Below are 15540 nucleotides of genomic sequence, written 5' to 3' on the forward strand. Positions count from 1 at the left end.
GGCGACTCACTCTTCGCGGCGTCCGAGGTTCCGCGCCCGACGCTCCGCCTCCTCGCGGGCGATCGATTCGGCCTCTTCGCGTTCGACCACCCTCGGATTCGACGTCTCGGCGTCGATGACCGAGTAGAGCGCGAACGCTCCGGCGGCGGAGAGGAGGGCGAAGACGACGGTGAACAGGGCGAAGCCGGTACCTTGCATGCGCGAACGTCCGCGCTCTCGGGAAGTAATTCTTCCCCCACGTTACGGAGAAGATATTTATTCTCCTGTCGGAACTAGCGAACGTATGAGCCCTCCAGAACGCGACGACGAGAAAGGCTGTCCGAAGTGCGGCGGCACCGAAACCGAGATGGACTCGATAGCGACGAGCGGAACCGGCTTCTCGAAGCTGTTCGACGTACAGAACCGAAGTTTCACCGTCGTCACCTGTACGAACTGCGGCTACTCCGAACTGTACCGCCGCAGTTCCAGCGGCAACCTCGCGGACCTGTTCTTGGGGTAGTCACTCCGCGTCGGGCACGCGCCCGACGGTGACGTCGAACGGGACGACTTCCGCGCGGCGGTACCGCCCCTCGCGCATCTGTTCGACGACGGCCCGACCCATCTCCCGCCAGTCGCGGCGAAGCGCGTCGTACTCCGCCTCCGAGAGGACGCGCCGGAGTTCCGTCTCGTGGGCGTCGAGGCCCGCGCCGTTTGCCTTCCGCGCCGCACTCTCCAGTTGGTGTTGGTCGTACGGCGGTTCGACCGTCTTCTGGTGGTAGTAGCGCCGCGTCCGCACGTCGCGCAGGCCCGCCGCCTCGAACAGGTTGGCCACCCGGTCGCCGAGGGCGACGTTCGTGCCGACGCCCTCGATGTACGCCTCGCGGACGGAGCGTTCGAGGGGGACTTCGGCGGCCACCGTCGAATCGACGCCCACGTCGGCGTTGTCCGGTTCGACGGCGGCGACGAGGTCAGAGGAGACGCGGGCGAACGCGGATACCGCTTCGGCGGGGTCGGGCAGGTTCACGAGAAGCGCCTGACAGACGGCTAAGTCGAAGGAATCGTCCGCGAACGGCGGTCGCGTGGCGTCGCCGGTCAGGGTCTGCAGTCCCGTCTCCTCGCGGGCGACGCGGGCGAGTTCGGGGTCCGCGTCGAGGCAGACCACCTCGCCGGGCGTCTCCTCGGCGAGGACGCGGGCGAGTTCGCCCGTTCCGGCCCCGGCGTCTAAGACGCGCGCTCGGTCGCCCAACGAGAGATCCGAGAGGGCGTCGCGGGAGTCGTCCCACATGCCCTCGCGCGTCCGCCGGAGGTACGATTTCGAGAACTTCCGCACGGGCGTCGGTACCCGCGGCGGCGACAAAAGAGAGTCGGTCCGCGCCGTCCGGTCGACGCTCGCACCCGGTCAGTCGTCGCCGCCGCGCCGCGTCCGCCGGACGAGGGCGGCGACGCCGCCGACCACTCCGGCGAGGCCCGCCACCGGCCCGAATCCCGGCGCCTCCGCGTCCGAGGTGACCTCCGACCCGGGCCCCGCGGCCCCCGAGTCGTTCGCCGCCCCTCGCGTCGCGTTCGCCGTCCCGTTTGCGGCCGTCTCGTTTGCGGCCGTCTCGTTTCTCGGGTCCTCAGTCCGCGTCGGGGCGGCGGTTCGGTTCGTCGGCGTCGCCGTCCCGGACGCGGCCTCGTCGGCCGACGCCGTTCGCTCCCGAACCGACCCCGACCCGTCGGCGCGCCACTGGAGCGTCGCAATCACGCCCGCGTGGTCGGAGGGCCACAGCGTCCGCCCGTCGGACCCGTCCACGCGGTCGGACGGCGACGCGCCGACGAGAACCGCCTCCGCGGGCGTCGGACCGCCGCGGACGAGGACGTGGTCCACGCGTTCGTCGAGGAGGGAACGCTCGTTCCCGAGCGTCGGGTCCTGACAGCAGGTGTACCCCGCGTCGTCCGGGCGCGCGGTCGCCCACGCGTCGGTGAAGTCCGCCGAGAGCGTCTCGTAGGCACCGCCGCCGTACTCGGGGCTGTCGTTCAGGTCGCCGAGGACGACGAGGGGGTCGTCGAGCGACGACAGCGTCTCCTCCAGTTGGGTCGCCTGCGCGTTCCGGACGCGCTCCGACGCCGATTCGAGGTGGGTGTTCACCACGGACACGTCCCGCCCGCGAACCGTCGCGCGAACGACGCCGTACCCCCGTTCGAGCCGGTAGGTTTCCCCGTCGACGGGCATTTCGAGTGCGGCGTCGAAGTGCGTCTGCGACGCGGATTCGACGGAGACGTCGGCTCCCTCGCGGACGAGGACGGCGTCGCGGTCGGTCAGGCGCACGTCGAGGCGGCCGTCGTCGGTGGCGGCCGGAAACTCGGCGTCGGCGTTCGTCGTCACCTGCGCCACCTCGTACGGCGCCCCTCTCTCTGCGAGGGTCGCGGTGAGTTCGGCGAGGAAGTCGACGACGACGTGGTCGGCGTTCGTCTCCCCGAGCGACGTCGCCTCGGCGGAGTCGTCCGTCCGCACGAGGGCCGCCTCCTGGACGCCGACGATATCCGGTTCGTGCGTCGCGAGTTCGTCCGCGACGGCGGCCATCCGTTCGGGGACCGAACTGGCCCGAACGTCGCGGTAGAGCGTTCCGACCGTCTCGGCCAGTTCGTCCTCCGAGCGGACGAAAAACAGCGCAAAGAGGTTCGCGCCGAGACCGAGGTTGCGCGTCGCGACTGTCACGCTCTCGTCCGCGCGGGCGCGCGCCGAACGAGACGCGGCGAGTCCGGTCACGGAGAGACCGGCGGCGAGTGCGCCGGCGCGGAGGGCGGTTCGTCGAGAGAGGGTCGTCACGGGGGTCCCGGAGTCCATTCGAGACGAACTCCTCCACCACACATAAAATATCTTCTAATTTTGATTAGTGAAAAAGTCAGATATACACGGACTTCGGTGGCTGTGTCGTCAGTCTTCTCGGAGTTCTCTCACTCGGTTGATATTCCACTCGAACCCTTTGCCGTCCTCGTTCGGCGTCTCCAAGACGAGGGGGACGTCAGCGAGGTCCGGGTGGTTGATGAACGCGCGCATCCCCTCCTCGCCGATGAGTCCCTCGCCGATGTGGGCGTGTTCGTCCTTGTTCGTCCCGCACTCGTGTTTCGAGTCGTTGAGGTGGACGCACTGCAGGTGTTCGAGGCCGACGGTGGCGTCGAGTTCCGCCACCGTCTCCTCGACGCCCTCGGCCGTCGAGAGGTCGTACCCCGCGGCGAAGGCGTGGGCGGTGTCGAGGCAGATGTCGAGGTCCTGTTCGGATTCTTCGAGGACGTACGCCAGATGCTCGAACTCGTCGCCCATCTTCGTTCCGCTCCCGGCGTCGCTCTCGATGAGGACGGTCACGTCGTCGGGGATATCGAGTTCGTCGAGGACGGAGACGGCGTTGTCGAGGCCCTGCTGTTCCCCTGCGCCGGTGTGCGCGCCGAGGTGGACGTTGACGTACGGAATGCCGAGTTTGTGGGCGGCGTCGACCTCCTTCTGCATCGAATCGAGCGACTTCTTCCGGAGGCCGTCCTTCGGCGTACAGAGGTTAACGAGGTAGGAGGTGTGGATGACCCACGGCCCCACGTCGTTCTCCTCCGACAGCGACCGAAACCGCTCCGCGTCGTCGTCGGCGATGTTCGGGTCCTGCCACACCTGCGGGGAGTGGGTGAATATCTGCCCGCAGTTGCCGCCGTCTTCCAGTTGCCTGTCGACGGCGTTGAACACGCCGCCCGCGATAGATTCGTGTGCGCCAACTCGCATGACGGAGCGCAGGAACTACGGGGCTATAGGAACTTCGGAGTGGAGACAGTCAGTCGAACGGACGGGAGAGTGATCGAAGACGGCCGCCCGACGGACCCCGTTACCGACCCTTCGGACGCCGCCGGACCCACTCGTCGTCGGCGTACTTCTCCGCTACGCGTTCCCGCGCGCGGTCCAGTTCCTCGTCGCTCCAGGACCCCGCCGCGGCGTCGGCCCACTCCGCGAGGGCGGATTCGACGGCCGCCACCGCGTCCGAACGCGTCGTCTCCGAGAGTTCGTCGACGCCGACGACGCGTTCGCGGAACGCCTCCGGCGAGACGTCGTGGCCCGAGAAGACGTCGAGGTGGTCCTCCGCGTGCACCGAGTACGTGAGCGACCCGTGCTGGATGACCGCGTCCCGCCGGCGGTACTGGGCGTTACCGCTTATCTTCCGGCCCTCGGCCACCACGTCGTGGGCGGGGTGGAGTGCGCGCAGGTAGCAGGCGGGCGACCATATCTCGGGGGACTCCTCGGCCACGAAGTCGGCGCCGACGCCCATCCGGCGGAAGGCGTCGAGGATAGGTTCACAGAGGATGCGGTAACAGTCCATCAGGTCGCCCGGAAGGTCGGACTTCGGCGCGACGATGGAGTACGAGACGTCGCCGTCGTAGTCGTGGTAGATGCCGCCGCCGCCCGTCTGCCGTCGGGTGACGGAGACGCCCGCCTCCGCGCAGTGATCCCAATCGACGGTGTCGGGGTCTTGGTGGTAGCCGAGAGAGAGCGTGCTCGGTTCCCACCGGTAGACGCGCACGGTTCGCGGGCCGCCCGACGCCGCCGTCTCGGCGGCTATCTCGTCGAGCGCCATCTGCATCGGCCCGTCGCGGGCCTCCTCGCGTATCAGTCGCCACTCGCGGTCCGCGAGGGGTCCGCGGGCATCCTCGGTCATGCCCCGGGGTACGACTGAACGCCGGAAAGTGGTTTCGTCGCTCGGCGGGCGAACGGCGTCGGAGGGCCCTCAGGCCAGCAACTGACACATCAGCCTGAACAACCGTTCGAGGTTCTTCGAGAGCGTCGACTGCTTCTCGCTCTGGAGGACGACGTTCTCCTTGGCCGTCTGCAGTTCGATGGTCTGGCCGTGGTCCGTGTGGTCCACCATCTTCAGTCCGGTGACGGCGTCGAGGGGGACGACGACGTACCGGAAGTCCTCGTCGGCGATGTCGGCCCGACAGTGCTTCCCTAAGACGTGGACGCTCCCTTCGGTCACGCCCACTTCGTACCCCACGTACTGCATCCCTGCGACTTCCGCGCCCGCGCGCTCTCCTTTCACCTTCGCTTTCAGGAGATCGTCGCCGATGAGGAGTCCCTCGACCATAGTCGCCGGTGTTCGAGCGACGATATAAAACTACGCGAGAATGTCCGGATTTCGTATCGCAATATGTGGTGTACGAGCGGGCGGCGGGGAACTCGCGTCCCTTATACGGCTCGCGGGCTTCGGGTCGGGTATGGTGCGGAACGTCGCCGGCGTGATGGCCGAGCTCGAACCCGAGGACTTCTATCTCCTCTCGGGCGTCGAGCAGGGGATGCGCTTCAGCGAGTGGGTCAATCGCGGCAAACTCCCCGAACTCACCGGTCTCACCCCGGAGAACGTCGAGTACAGGTTAGACCGGTGCGCGACGAGAGAGCTGATAGAGCGGAAGACCATCCAGTACGAGGGGTACAAGCTCTCCGTGAAGGGGTACGACGCCCTCGCCCTCCGGACGTTCTCGAAGCGCGACACGATACAGGGCGTCGGCGCGCCCCTCGGCGTCGGCAAGGAGAGCGACGTGTTGGAGGTGCAGTCGTACAAGCCGCTCGCGCTGAAGTTCCACCGCGAGGGGTACACGAACTTCCGGGAGGTGATGCGCGAACGCGACTACACCTCCGACCGACAGCACGTCTCGTGGCTCTACACGGCCCGCAAGGCGGCAGAACGCGAGTACGAGGCGCTGGAGGACCTCTACCCCGACGTGTCGGTGCCGCGGCCCGTCGACCAGAACCGCCACGCCATCGTCATGGAGAAACTGGAGGGCGTCGAACTGGGAAAGGCCAAACTCGCCGACGAACAGGCGGTGGGCGTCCTCGATCTGATTCTCGCCGAAGTCGCCGCCGCGTACGAGGCGGGCTACGTCCACGCCGACATGAGCGAGTACAACGTCGCAGTCGCGGAGAACGGCGTCACCGTCTTCGACTGGCCGCAGGCCGTCCCGACGGACCACGACAACGCCCGCGAACTCCTCGCCCGCGACGTGAAGAACCTGCTCGGCTACTTCCGGCGGAAGTACCCCTCCGCGATGCCCGAGGCGGTGGACGAACCGAGCGTCTGCGACGCCGTCGCCGCCGACGAGTTCGAGACGGTCCGCGACCACGCCGAGTAACGTTCGTTCTCACTCCGAGGCGTTCGACGAACGGGCCGCGGGAGGGTCTCTGGCCGCGAGCGTCTCGTGAATCCCGAGGACGAACGCGGGGACGACGACCATGAAGACGTGTTCTTCGAGGGGGATGCCGAGCAGTTCGACGCCCGTCCGCAACGGGATGGCGAAGACGCCGACTTCGAGCGTGTACCAGTCCCAGACGTACGCGACGGGGTAGACGACTGCTATCGTCCGGGCCGTCCGCCGAACGGCGTCTCGGCCGGCGCGAACGAGGAGGACGGCGGCGAACGTACCGAACAGGACCTCCGTCGCCAGATACGTGTACGGCCCGAGGACGCCGATATCGGGGAGCGGAACGCCCGCGAGGGGGCGGTACGCGACGGCGACGACCAACAGGGCGAGGAAGACGTACGCGCCGCGGATGAGAAGCATCGTCGCGAGTTGCGGCGTCGCCCCGCGCGCGACGACGACGACGGCCCCGAACGCGACTGCGGCGACGGGGGCGAACGCGGGGAACAGGCCGGTTATCGCGCCCGCGACGACGAGAAACAGGCCGAGGCCGACGAGGGCGTCCGCGAGGCGGAAGGCGTTCGCGTACCCGAGGGCGACGGCGACGGTTCGCTTGCCGATAGAGCGGTCGTACTGGTAGTCTTGGGCGTCGTCGATGATTTTGACGCCCGAGAGGACGAGCAGAAACACCGCCGCGAACGCCGCGGGCGTCGCGGCGACGCCGCCCGTCTGCGCGTAGTACCCGCCGAGGATGCTGAGCGCGATTCCGGAGGGGTAGCCCGCCGTCGCCGTCACGGGGTTCGTGTCGAGTTGCGGGGCGTGAAAGAAGCCGAGAAACCACGTGGGAACGACGAGGGCGAGGACGCCGACGTCGACGAGGGAGGCGAGGGCGGCGGCGCACGCTACGAACCCGAGCGTCGCGCCCGCTAACCCGACGTGACACCCGCGGCGACTCATCGGATGGTCGTCGTCCTCGCCGCGGCGGTAGAAGTCCACGTACCCGTCCTTGACGTGGGCCGTGTAGACGGCGAAGAATATCGTGAGGGCGTGGACTGCGCCGACGAGGAGGCCGAACTCGCCCGCGAGGATGGCACCGAACCACGACGCCGCAAGCGGCGGCAGCATGAACACCGGATGCACCTGCGACGCGAGGGCGCCGACCGCCGCTCTCGTCCCCGTCCCGTGGCGTGCGATGGCCATAGCGTCTCTAGCGGCGCGACGCCGAAAACGGTAGGGACCGATTCGCACGCCGTGCAAGCGGTGTCCGCAGACGGGAAGATACACGCGAAAGAGACACGATAAACTGAATGACGCGATATCAAATCGGTCCGAACGGGAGACGGTCAGGGATACAGACGAGCGTCCCGCCCGGACCGCGATGTCGGCGACTCGGGCGCTACGCGGCGTAACTGCTCGAATCGGCGAATCGGCGAACCGCCGGGCGGGACGACGTAGAGGCGGCGAACGCCGCCGGCGGTGACGCGGGAAAGTGAGAAACTGGGGGACCGACCCCGCGTTAGTCTGCGACGATTGGGTCTTTCAGGGCCGCGACTTCCGACATGATGGCCTCGACGTTGTCGTCTCCGACGCCGTTCTCGCGGAGTGCGCGTTCGAGGTGGTCGGCGACGGCGTCGAAGTCCGCCTCGGTGATGTCGAGGTGGGCGTGCGCCTCGTACATGTCGGCGGAGTAGTCCACGGGGCCGCCCGCGACGGAACTGATGAACTGCACTTGGTGCGCGCGGAGTTCTTGCATATCCATCCCGTCGAAGTACCCGACGAGTCGTTCGTCGGACAACACCCGTTCGTAGAAATCGTCGACGACTGCTTTCACGGCTTCTTTACCGCCTATCTGCCGATATACGGATTCGGACATCGGGGACGCACGTACGTTGACGGAGCGTCACCGTAGTCTCTCACACCCACATGTCCGGCGTTATATAAGCGAGAGGACGAAACCCGACGGACGGATCAGACTCGGAGAATTTGGTTCAGAAGTTTCGACTGCGCGACGGCGAGATGTTCGGTGAACGTGGAGACGGAGACGCCGAGTGCCGACGCCACGTCGGCGGAGTCGGCCTCCTTCGGTCGTTCGAAGTAGCCCATCTCGTGGGCGGTGCTGAGCACTTCGTACTGCCGGTCGGTGAACGCCGACCGGTCCACGAGGAGCAACGACCGTTCGTCGTCCGGCCCGGACCGCACCAGTCGGCGGACGCCGACGGCGTCGCACCGCGACCGGAGGTCCGAGACGACGCGCCGCACCGTCTCCACGTCGGGCGCGACGAACGAGACGGCGACGGTTCCGCCGTCGGCGTCGAGTGCGCGGACGGGACAGCCGTGGTTCGGGACGCGCCCGCAGGGGCAGTCCTCGCCCGCCGCCTCGAACCGGAACACGGACCGCGAACCGTCGGCGAACACTCGTTCCGCGTCGTCGGGGACGGGCGAGTCGTCTCCGTCGCGTTTCACCGTCACCTCGCCGACGACGGACCCGCCTCGGGACGCCGCCTGCCTGTCGGTGACGACGGACTCCACCTCCAAATCCTCGCTCATCGGGGCGACGGGACATCCGGTGACGCCGTCGACTTCGAGCTCGGCGTGGACGCCGACCATATCGGACGAACTCGCGGCTGATACAAGTTCCTACGGAAACGACGCGCCCTTTCGGCCGACGCACGAAGCAGGGGGCCGACCGAGATACCGAAACAGGCCCGGACAGCCGACCGTACCGCAGCGGCGGTCCCATACGTCGTGAACGGCGAGTTCTGGCCGGAGCGCTCAGAGGACGGAGAGTTCGACGGTGTCGGCCTCGAAATCCTCGACGAACGCGCCGCCGCCGCCGACGCTGAACGTCCCCTCCTCGGCGGTGACGACGAGGGTGTTCTCGACGGGGAAGGAGTTCGTCGAGGGTTCGAGCAGTCCCTGCCGCACGTCCACTATCTGCCCTTCGAGTTCCGTCGGGCCGTCGTCGACGTGGACCGGACGGCCGGCGACGCGCGCCGCCACGTCGTGGCCCGCGCGGAGGTGGAGCGTCGCTTGGAAGACGGCGTGCCGGAAGTCCTCGTACGTCGCCGGCAGGTCCGCGGGTTCCCGCGTGTACACCTCGGCGGCCATCGGCCAGTAGTTCCCGAGGAACGACCCGACGATGACCGGGCCGAGCTGCTCTTGGGCGAAGACGATGGCCTGCGCCTCGCTGTTGGACCGGGTGACCATCTCCGCGGGGGCGACGAGACCCGCCTCGTAGTCGACGGTGAGCATCGTCGGCATCGGTTGGTCCCACGCCCGCGCGACGGAGGCGAGACCGGACAGTTCCGCGTCCGTGCCGGGTTCGACGCCCGTGACGATGAGGAGGACGAGGACGCCGCGTTCGACGGCGGCGCGCAGTTCGTCGGCCACCTCGTCCAGCAGGTGGTAGGGGATGCCGAGCGTCACCTCCGTCTCCGCGCGGGCGACGAGTTCGGAGACGCGCTTCAGCACCGTCACCCGCGATTTCACCACCTCGAAGCGCTCCGACCGGGGGGCCGCCCGCGAGAACCGCGACTCCAGCGCGGGGCGCATGTCGTCTAAGTCCGACGTGAGCGTCTCAACCACGTCCGCGGGCGGGTTCGCCCGAATCGTCGTCGGGACGGCGTGGTCGTTGACCTCGACGAACCCCCTATCGTCGAGTTTCTCCGCGATGCTGTACACGTACCGCTTCGAGACGCCCGCCTCGTCGGCGATGGTGCTCGCCTTCGCCTCGCCGAGCTCCAGAATCGTCAGATACGTATCTACCTCCTTGTCCGAGAATCCGAATCGCTCCAGCATGTCGGCGAGCGACGCATCGTCCATACGGCTACATGCAGAGGGGCCGTACTTACATCACTCGGTCAGTTCGACCCCCGAAGCGCCGGGGGTGGGCGGTTCTCGCTACTCGACCCGGAGGACGACGGCGTCCTCGACGCGAATGCCGTCCCCGGTGCCGACCTCCTCGTCGGAGACGAGGTCGGTCGTCGCCGAGGGAACCCGGTCCAGCCTCACCGTCGCGGCGTCGCCGCCGAAGTTCAGGACGACGACGAGTCGGTCGTCGCCCTCGCCGCGTTCGTAGGCGACCACGTCGTCGGCCGCCGCGCCCGTGACCTCGACGTTCACGGGTTCGACGCGTTCGCTCCGGAGGGCGGGTTCCGCGTTCCGGACGGCGACGAGGCGGCGGTGGAACTCGGTGAGTTCGGCGTCGCCGTCGTGCCACTTCATCGTGCCGCGTTGCTCCGTCACGCCGCGTTCCTGCCCGTAGTATATCATCGGCGCGCCGGGGAGCGTCAGCGTCGCCGCCGCCGCGGCGGGGAGGGCGTCTGGGCCGCACTCCGCGAGGTAGCGGTCCTCGTCGTGGTTCTCGACGTACCGCATGTGGACCGCCTCGTCGGGGTAGCCCCGGCGCTCCGAGTCCGCGAGGGCGTCGAACAGTTCCGTCGCGGAGGCCTCGCCGCCGCCTATCCGCCGGAGGGTGTGATAGAGGTCCGTGTCGTAGTGCAGGTCGAACTCGTTCTCCCGGAAGTCGGCGTTCCGCGGCACCGTCTCGTCCAAGAGGAGGAACTCGGGGTCCCGTGCCTTCGCGCGGGCGCGGACCTCCTTCCAGAAGCCGTGGGGGACGCCCCACGCCACGTCGCACCGGAACCCGTCGACGACGGGTAGCCACTCTTCGACCACGTCGAGCATCCACTCTCTCGTCCGGAGGGAGTCGTAGTTGAGGTTCGGAATCTTCGTCCAGTTGAAGTAGTAGGCGGGCGCGCCGTCGGCGGACCACTCGATTTCGGAGGTGTCCTCCGCGGCGGGGACGCGGCCGTACAGGTCCTCGTACCCCTCGACGCCCGCCTCGTGGAGTTGGTAGGCCGGGTGGTCCCGGGAGGTGTGGTTGACGACCAAATCGAAGAGGACCCGAATTCCGGCCTCGTGGAGTCGGTCGACCAGCGACTCGAACTCCTCGCGCGTCCCGAGGTCGGAGGCGGTGTCGAACAGGTCGGTGATGTGGTAGCCGTGGCGGGTCGGACTCTCGGCGACGGGCGTCAACCAGAGCGTATCGACGCCGAGGTGTTCGAGGTACGGGACGCGGCGGCGAATCTCCTCGAACGTCGTCTCCACCGTCTCGCCGGCGAACTCGCGGACGAATATCTGATAGACGGTGGCGTCGCGGACCCACGCCGGCGGGTCGGCGGGGCGGCGGAACGACGCCTCCCCGCCCTCGACTGCGAGTTCGAGGGTGTCGGCGATACCGTGGCGTTCGGCCACCGGGACGGCGTGGACGCGCGTCAGTTCCGAGATTGCATCGGCGGGGACGCGCAGTTCGTCGTCGGCGACGAGAACGTCGCCCCGCGAGAGGGCGTCGCGGCCGTCGAGGTAGAACTCCACTTCGGGGGCGGCACCGTCCGGCGCGGGGTCGGCGTCCGCGGCGACCACGAGTTCGTCGCCCTCGCGCCGACCCCGAAGGGAGACGCGCGGGCGGCCCGGCCCCGCCACGGAGACGTCCACGTCGGCGTACGGTTCGAACTCGTCGTCGAACGCGAAGACGAGGTTGTGGTCGCCCGGCGGGAGGCGCGCTTCGACGGCCCACTCTTCTCTCTCTTCGTCGTACTCCGCGCGGTGTCGACCCATCGTGAAGTCGTTGAACCGCCCGATGACCGAGGCGGAGTCGACCGATTCGGGGTCGACGTCCACCTCGTCGGCCGCCACGGAGACGCGGACGGTCGTTCGGGGGTCGGGGAACGCGCGGACGGTCTGTCGGTGCGTGCCGTCGGGCGCGTCGAGTTCGAGTCTGTACGTGCCGGTCACGTCCGGGTCGAGGTGGACGACCGGCGAATCGCCGACCGTCGCCTCGCTTCCGTCGGGCCGTTCGAGGAGGCGCCACGAGAACGCGGCCGTCGCGTCCGGGTTCCGAGGCGCGAGTTCGACCGGCGACCCGACGTGCGTGAACCGGGGCGGTCCGGGATGGTGCATACGGACACGCCCACGTTCGACCCTGTTTACTGTTTCGCTCCGAGATGAATCTGTGAACGAATATTACACCAAAAGTTATGTCGCTGCGGCGGGGAGGCTCCCACGATGCAACTTCGAGACGCGCTGAACGACTACAAGCGTCACCGGGACCACGAGACCCGGTTTCCGGGCGAGTGCCGGACGACGACCGGTCGCTTCTCCGGACTGGACGGTCGGTTGGTCCACGTCGACGAAGACGGGCGATTACGCGACTTCAGCTACCCCCTCGTCGGACTGACCGGCGTCGTCCGGTCCAGAGTGGGCGTCCGGCCCGCGGGCGCGGCGGACTCCGAGACGACGTGGTTCGACGCCGAGGGGGGCGACCAGCGCTACCACGGGGACACCGCGCTCGTCGTGACGACGCACGAGACGCCGCACGGCGTCGTCTCGCAGTACGACCTGACGCTGGGCGACGTGCACGTGACGCACGTGGACGCCTCGGAGGCCGACGGCGAACTCGACGTGGCGGCGTGCGTCGGCTTCGGCCCCGACGGCCGCGACACGCAGATCGGTCAACTGCGCCACGGCGACGCCGTCGAGGTGTACCACGCCGAGGAGCACGACTACCTCGCCAGCGCGACGGGGTTCGAGACGCTCCGCGGCGAGGCGTTCGGCGGGTTCGACGGACTCGCGGGCGACGCCCCCGACCCGTACCCGCGTCCCGTCTCCGAGGACCGGTACGAGGACGGCCAACTGAGCGGCGACGTGGTGGGCGTCCTCCCCGCGCCCGACGGGTCGGCGACGTTCGCGACGCTCCTGACCGACCGCTCCGAGCGCCCCCGGGCGGACGCCCTCGACGCCGTGCGGACGGCCGCAGCGGAGTACGCCGACGTATCGGCGCTGGAACGCGCCGCCGAGGCGCAGGTGGGAGACGTCTCGGGACCGTACGCCGATGCCGTCGCCGCCGACCTGCGCGTCCTCTCTCTCCTCTCGGGACCGCGCGGCCTCCGCGCCGCCGGTCCGGATTTCGACCCCTACTACGTCTACTCCGGCGGGTACGGCTACACGTGGTTCCGCGACGACTCGGAGATATCGCTGTTCCTGCTGGAGTCGGACCGGCGGTTCGGGCTCGGACTCTCGGAGTGGCACGAGAAGAGCGCGCGGTCGTACCGCGAGACCCAACTGGACGACGGGTCGTGGCCCCACCGCGTCTGGCCGTTCGACGGGTCGTTAGCCCCCGGATGGGCGAACGGCCGACTCGAAGCGGGCGACGACGTGGAGTACCAAGCCGACCAGACCGGGAGCGTCGTCTCCTTCCTCGCGTCGTACCTCGCGGAGACCGACGGCGAGGAGGCCGAGGCGGTTCGAGAGACGCTCGAACGCGCGTTCGACGGGATGGACGACACGCTGGCCGACGACGGCCGCCCCGCGACGTGCCAGAACGCCTGGGAGGACGCGTCGGGGCGGTTCGCCCACACGGCGGCGACGTTCCTCGAAGCCTACTCGGCGCTCGCGGCGGCCGATATCGAGGGGCTCTCGGAGCGAGCGCTCGCCCGCGCCGAGGACGTCTACCGCGCCATCGACGACCTGTGGGTGCCGGAACGCGGCATCTACGCCCTCCGGGAGTACGGCCCCGACGCCGACCGGGCGGGCGAACTCGACGAACGCTGCGACTCGGCGGCGCTTGCGCTTTCGAGCGCGCACCGCACGTACGCCGAGGTGGGCGAGGTGGACGAACGGCGACTCGACCGCCTCGTCTCCCACGTCGAAACGGTCACCGAGGAACTGTACCGCGACCCCGCAGAGAGCGACGTGGCGGGACTGATCCGCTACGAGGGCGACGGCTGGCGGACGCGAACGCAGGACGACGAGAAGATTTGGACCGTCTCGACGGCGTGGGGCGCACACGCCGCCGCGAGCCTGAGCGCGCACCTCTCGGACCGCGGCGACGACCGGGCGGAGTCGCTGGCGGCGACGGCGAGCGAACTCCTCGGGCACGTCCTCCCCGGCGGGTCGCTCTGTCTGGCGAACGGCTACCTCCCCGAACAGGTGTTCGACGAGGGGACGCCCGATAGCGCGACGCCGTTGGGGTGGCCCCACGCCCTCCGACTCGCGACGGTGGCGCTGATGGACGAGTACGAGATGATAGATGCGGGATCGGCGGCGACGGAGCGTCTGCCGCCTCGGCGGAGCGCGAACGTCGGAACGCCCGACGCCGACGACTGAACTCCGATTACGCCGTCGCTTTCTTCCGTTCGGTCGGTTCCTCCCAGAGGAGCGACTCGCCCGACGCCGCGTCGAACAGGGTGACGTCGCGTTGGTCGAACGTCACGCGAATCGCGTCGCCGTTCGACGGTTCGACGTGCGAGTCCACGCGGGCGATGAAGTCGGGACCGAGGTCCAAGTGGAGGTAGTTGTCGCTCCCGACGGGTTCGACCACCTCGACGGTGGCGAGGAGGCCGTCCTCGCCGTCGGTGACGGTGACGTTCTCCGGGCGGATTCCGAGGCGCGCCTCGGTCACGCCCGTCTCCGAGACGGCGCGGGCCGCCTCGCCCGTCAGTTCGTACTCGAAGCCGTCGTCGTTCGTGAGGGCGACGCGTCCGCCGTCGCCCGCAACGGCCACGTCGAGGAAGTTCATCGACGGCGACCCGACGAACCCGCCGACGAACTCGTTGCGCGGGTTGCGGTACACCTCCTTCGGCGCGCCCGTCTGCTGGAGGACGCCGTCGTTGAGGATGGCGATGCGGTCGCCCATCGTCATCGCCTCCTCTTGGTCGTGCGTGACGTAGATGGCGGTGATGCCGAGTTCGTTCTGGAGGCGCTGAATCTCCGTCCGCATCGTCGTCCGGAGTTTCGCGTCGAGGTTCGAGAGCGGTTCGTCGAACAGGAACACGTCGGGTTCGCGCACGATGGCGCGCCCGAGGGCGACTCGCTGTTTCTGCCCGCCGGACAGTTCGTCTGGTCGGTCGTCCAGCAGTTCCTCGATGTCCATCATCTCGGCCGTCTCGCGGACTCGCTCCTCGCGTTCGTCCTTCGAGAGGTCGGTGCTCATCCGCAGACCGAACGCCATGTTCTGCCGGACGGTCTTGTGCGGGTACAGCGCGTAGTTCTGAAACACCATCGCCACGTCGCGCCGGCGGGCGTGCACGTCGGTCACGTCCTCGCCGTCGATTTCGATGGTCCCCGACGTGGGCGATTCCAGTCCCGCCAGCATCCGGAGCGTGGTCGATTTCCCGCACCCCGAGGGACCGACCACGGTGACGAACTCTCCGTCCTCGACGTCGAGCGACACGTCGTCCACCGCGACGATGCGCCCGTTGTCGAACTCCTTTCTGAGATTATCGAGCGTTACGGTTGCCATTGCCCCGTGACTTGTTACGACGGTGTATAGTTCTTACCCTCTCTCGTGGATTTGTGATGCACTATTTCGTAGTTCTTTTACGGCCTCTGCTACCGAGACGCTATCGCCGGCCC

Annotated in this window: 15 protein-coding genes; 3 read left to right on the forward strand and 12 right to left on the reverse strand. The window is 68.4% G+C overall.

Annotated features, from left to right (window positions below; translation table 11 throughout):
• Nucleotides 1-6: 6 nt before the first annotated feature.
• Nucleotides 7-198: a DUF8143 family protein gene (locus BLS11_RS11950; protein ID WP_092537749.1), complete on the reverse strand. Its 192-nt coding sequence runs from the start codon at nt 196-198 to the stop codon at nt 7-9.
• An 85-nt stretch (nt 199-283) separates the two neighbouring features.
• Here BLS11_RS11950 and BLS11_RS11955 point away from each other — a divergent pair, with 85 nt between their 5' ends.
• Entirely contained in the window at nt 284-499 is a 216-nt protein-coding gene (locus tag BLS11_RS11955; protein ID WP_092537751.1) for a zinc ribbon domain-containing protein, read from the forward strand.
• Here the strand turns inward: BLS11_RS11955 and BLS11_RS11960 are convergent, their stop codons facing one another.
• The 5 genes from BLS11_RS11960 to BLS11_RS11980 form a co-directional block, all read right to left on the reverse strand.
• Entirely contained in the window at nt 500-1309 is an 810-nt protein-coding gene (locus BLS11_RS11960; protein ID WP_092537753.1) for a class I SAM-dependent methyltransferase, read from the reverse strand.
• Nucleotides 1310-1378: 69 nt separating this feature from the next.
• The gene (locus BLS11_RS11965; protein ID WP_092537755.1) at nt 1379-2806 is read right to left on the reverse strand and encodes an endonuclease/exonuclease/phosphatase family protein; all 1428 of its coding nucleotides are present in this window, start codon (nt 2804-2806) and stop codon (nt 1379-1381) included.
• A 90-nt stretch (nt 2807-2896) separates the two neighbouring features.
• Nucleotides 2897-3727 carry a deoxyribonuclease IV gene (locus BLS11_RS11970; protein ID WP_092537757.1) on the reverse strand — a complete coding sequence of 277 codons (831 nt, stop codon included), beginning with the start codon at nt 3725-3727 and terminating at the stop codon, nt 2897-2899.
• A gap of 100 nt (nt 3728-3827) precedes the next feature.
• Complete coding sequence (locus BLS11_RS11975) at nt 3828-4652, reverse strand: lipoate--protein ligase family protein (protein WP_092537758.1); 825 nt, start codon at nt 4650-4652, stop codon at nt 3828-3830.
• Nucleotides 4653-4721: 69 nt separating this feature from the next.
• Nucleotides 4722-5078, reverse strand: a complete 357-nt coding sequence (locus BLS11_RS11980; protein ID WP_092537760.1) for a hypothetical protein — start codon at nt 5076-5078, stop codon at nt 4722-4724.
• Nucleotides 5079-5208: 130 nt separating this feature from the next.
• Here BLS11_RS11980 and BLS11_RS11985 point away from each other — a divergent pair, with 130 nt between their 5' ends.
• Nucleotides 5209-6120, forward strand: coding sequence for a serine/threonine-protein kinase RIO2 (locus BLS11_RS11985; RefSeq protein WP_092537762.1), 912 nt, complete (start codon nt 5209-5211; stop codon nt 6118-6120).
• A gap of 9 nt (nt 6121-6129) precedes the next feature.
• Here the strand turns inward: BLS11_RS11985 and BLS11_RS11990 are convergent, their stop codons facing one another.
• The 5 genes from BLS11_RS11990 to BLS11_RS12010 form a co-directional block, all read right to left on the reverse strand.
• A complete protein-coding gene (locus BLS11_RS11990) occupies nt 6130-7326 on the reverse strand; it encodes a lycopene cyclase domain-containing protein (protein WP_092537764.1) in 1197 nt (398 codons plus the stop codon).
• Nucleotides 7327-7642: 316 nt separating this feature from the next.
• Entirely contained in the window at nt 7643-7999 is a 357-nt protein-coding gene (locus BLS11_RS11995; protein ID WP_092537766.1) for a group I truncated hemoglobin, read from the reverse strand.
• Between the two features lie 95 nt (nt 8000-8094).
• Nucleotides 8095-8733: a helix-turn-helix domain-containing protein gene (locus tag BLS11_RS12000; RefSeq protein ID WP_092537768.1), complete on the reverse strand. Its 639-nt coding sequence runs from the start codon at nt 8731-8733 to the stop codon at nt 8095-8097.
• A gap of 165 nt (nt 8734-8898) precedes the next feature.
• Nucleotides 8899-9948 carry a TrmB family transcriptional regulator gene (locus tag BLS11_RS12005; protein WP_092537770.1) on the reverse strand — a complete coding sequence of 350 codons (1050 nt, stop codon included), beginning with the start codon at nt 9946-9948 and terminating at the stop codon, nt 8899-8901.
• Between the two features lie 78 nt (nt 9949-10026).
• Nucleotides 10027-12087: an alpha-amylase family glycosyl hydrolase gene (locus BLS11_RS12010; RefSeq protein WP_092537772.1), complete on the reverse strand. Its 2061-nt coding sequence runs from the start codon at nt 12085-12087 to the stop codon at nt 10027-10029.
• A gap of 105 nt (nt 12088-12192) precedes the next feature.
• Here BLS11_RS12010 and BLS11_RS12015 point away from each other — a divergent pair, with 105 nt between their 5' ends.
• Nucleotides 12193-14292, forward strand: a complete 2100-nt coding sequence (locus BLS11_RS12015; protein ID WP_217629017.1) for a DUF7997 domain-containing protein — start codon at nt 12193-12195, stop codon at nt 14290-14292.
• Nucleotides 14293-14299: 7 nt separating this feature from the next.
• Here BLS11_RS12015 and BLS11_RS12020 read toward each other — a convergent pair whose 3' ends face one another.
• A complete protein-coding gene (locus BLS11_RS12020) occupies nt 14300-15427 on the reverse strand; it encodes an ABC transporter ATP-binding protein (protein ID WP_092537774.1) in 1128 nt (375 codons plus the stop codon).
• Nucleotides 15428-15540: the final 113 nt, after the last annotated feature.

Origin of the sequence: Halopelagius longus (assembly GCF_900100875.1) — an archaeon.
GTDB classification, from domain to species: domain Archaea; phylum Halobacteriota; class Halobacteria; order Halobacteriales; family Haloferacaceae; genus Halopelagius; species Halopelagius longus.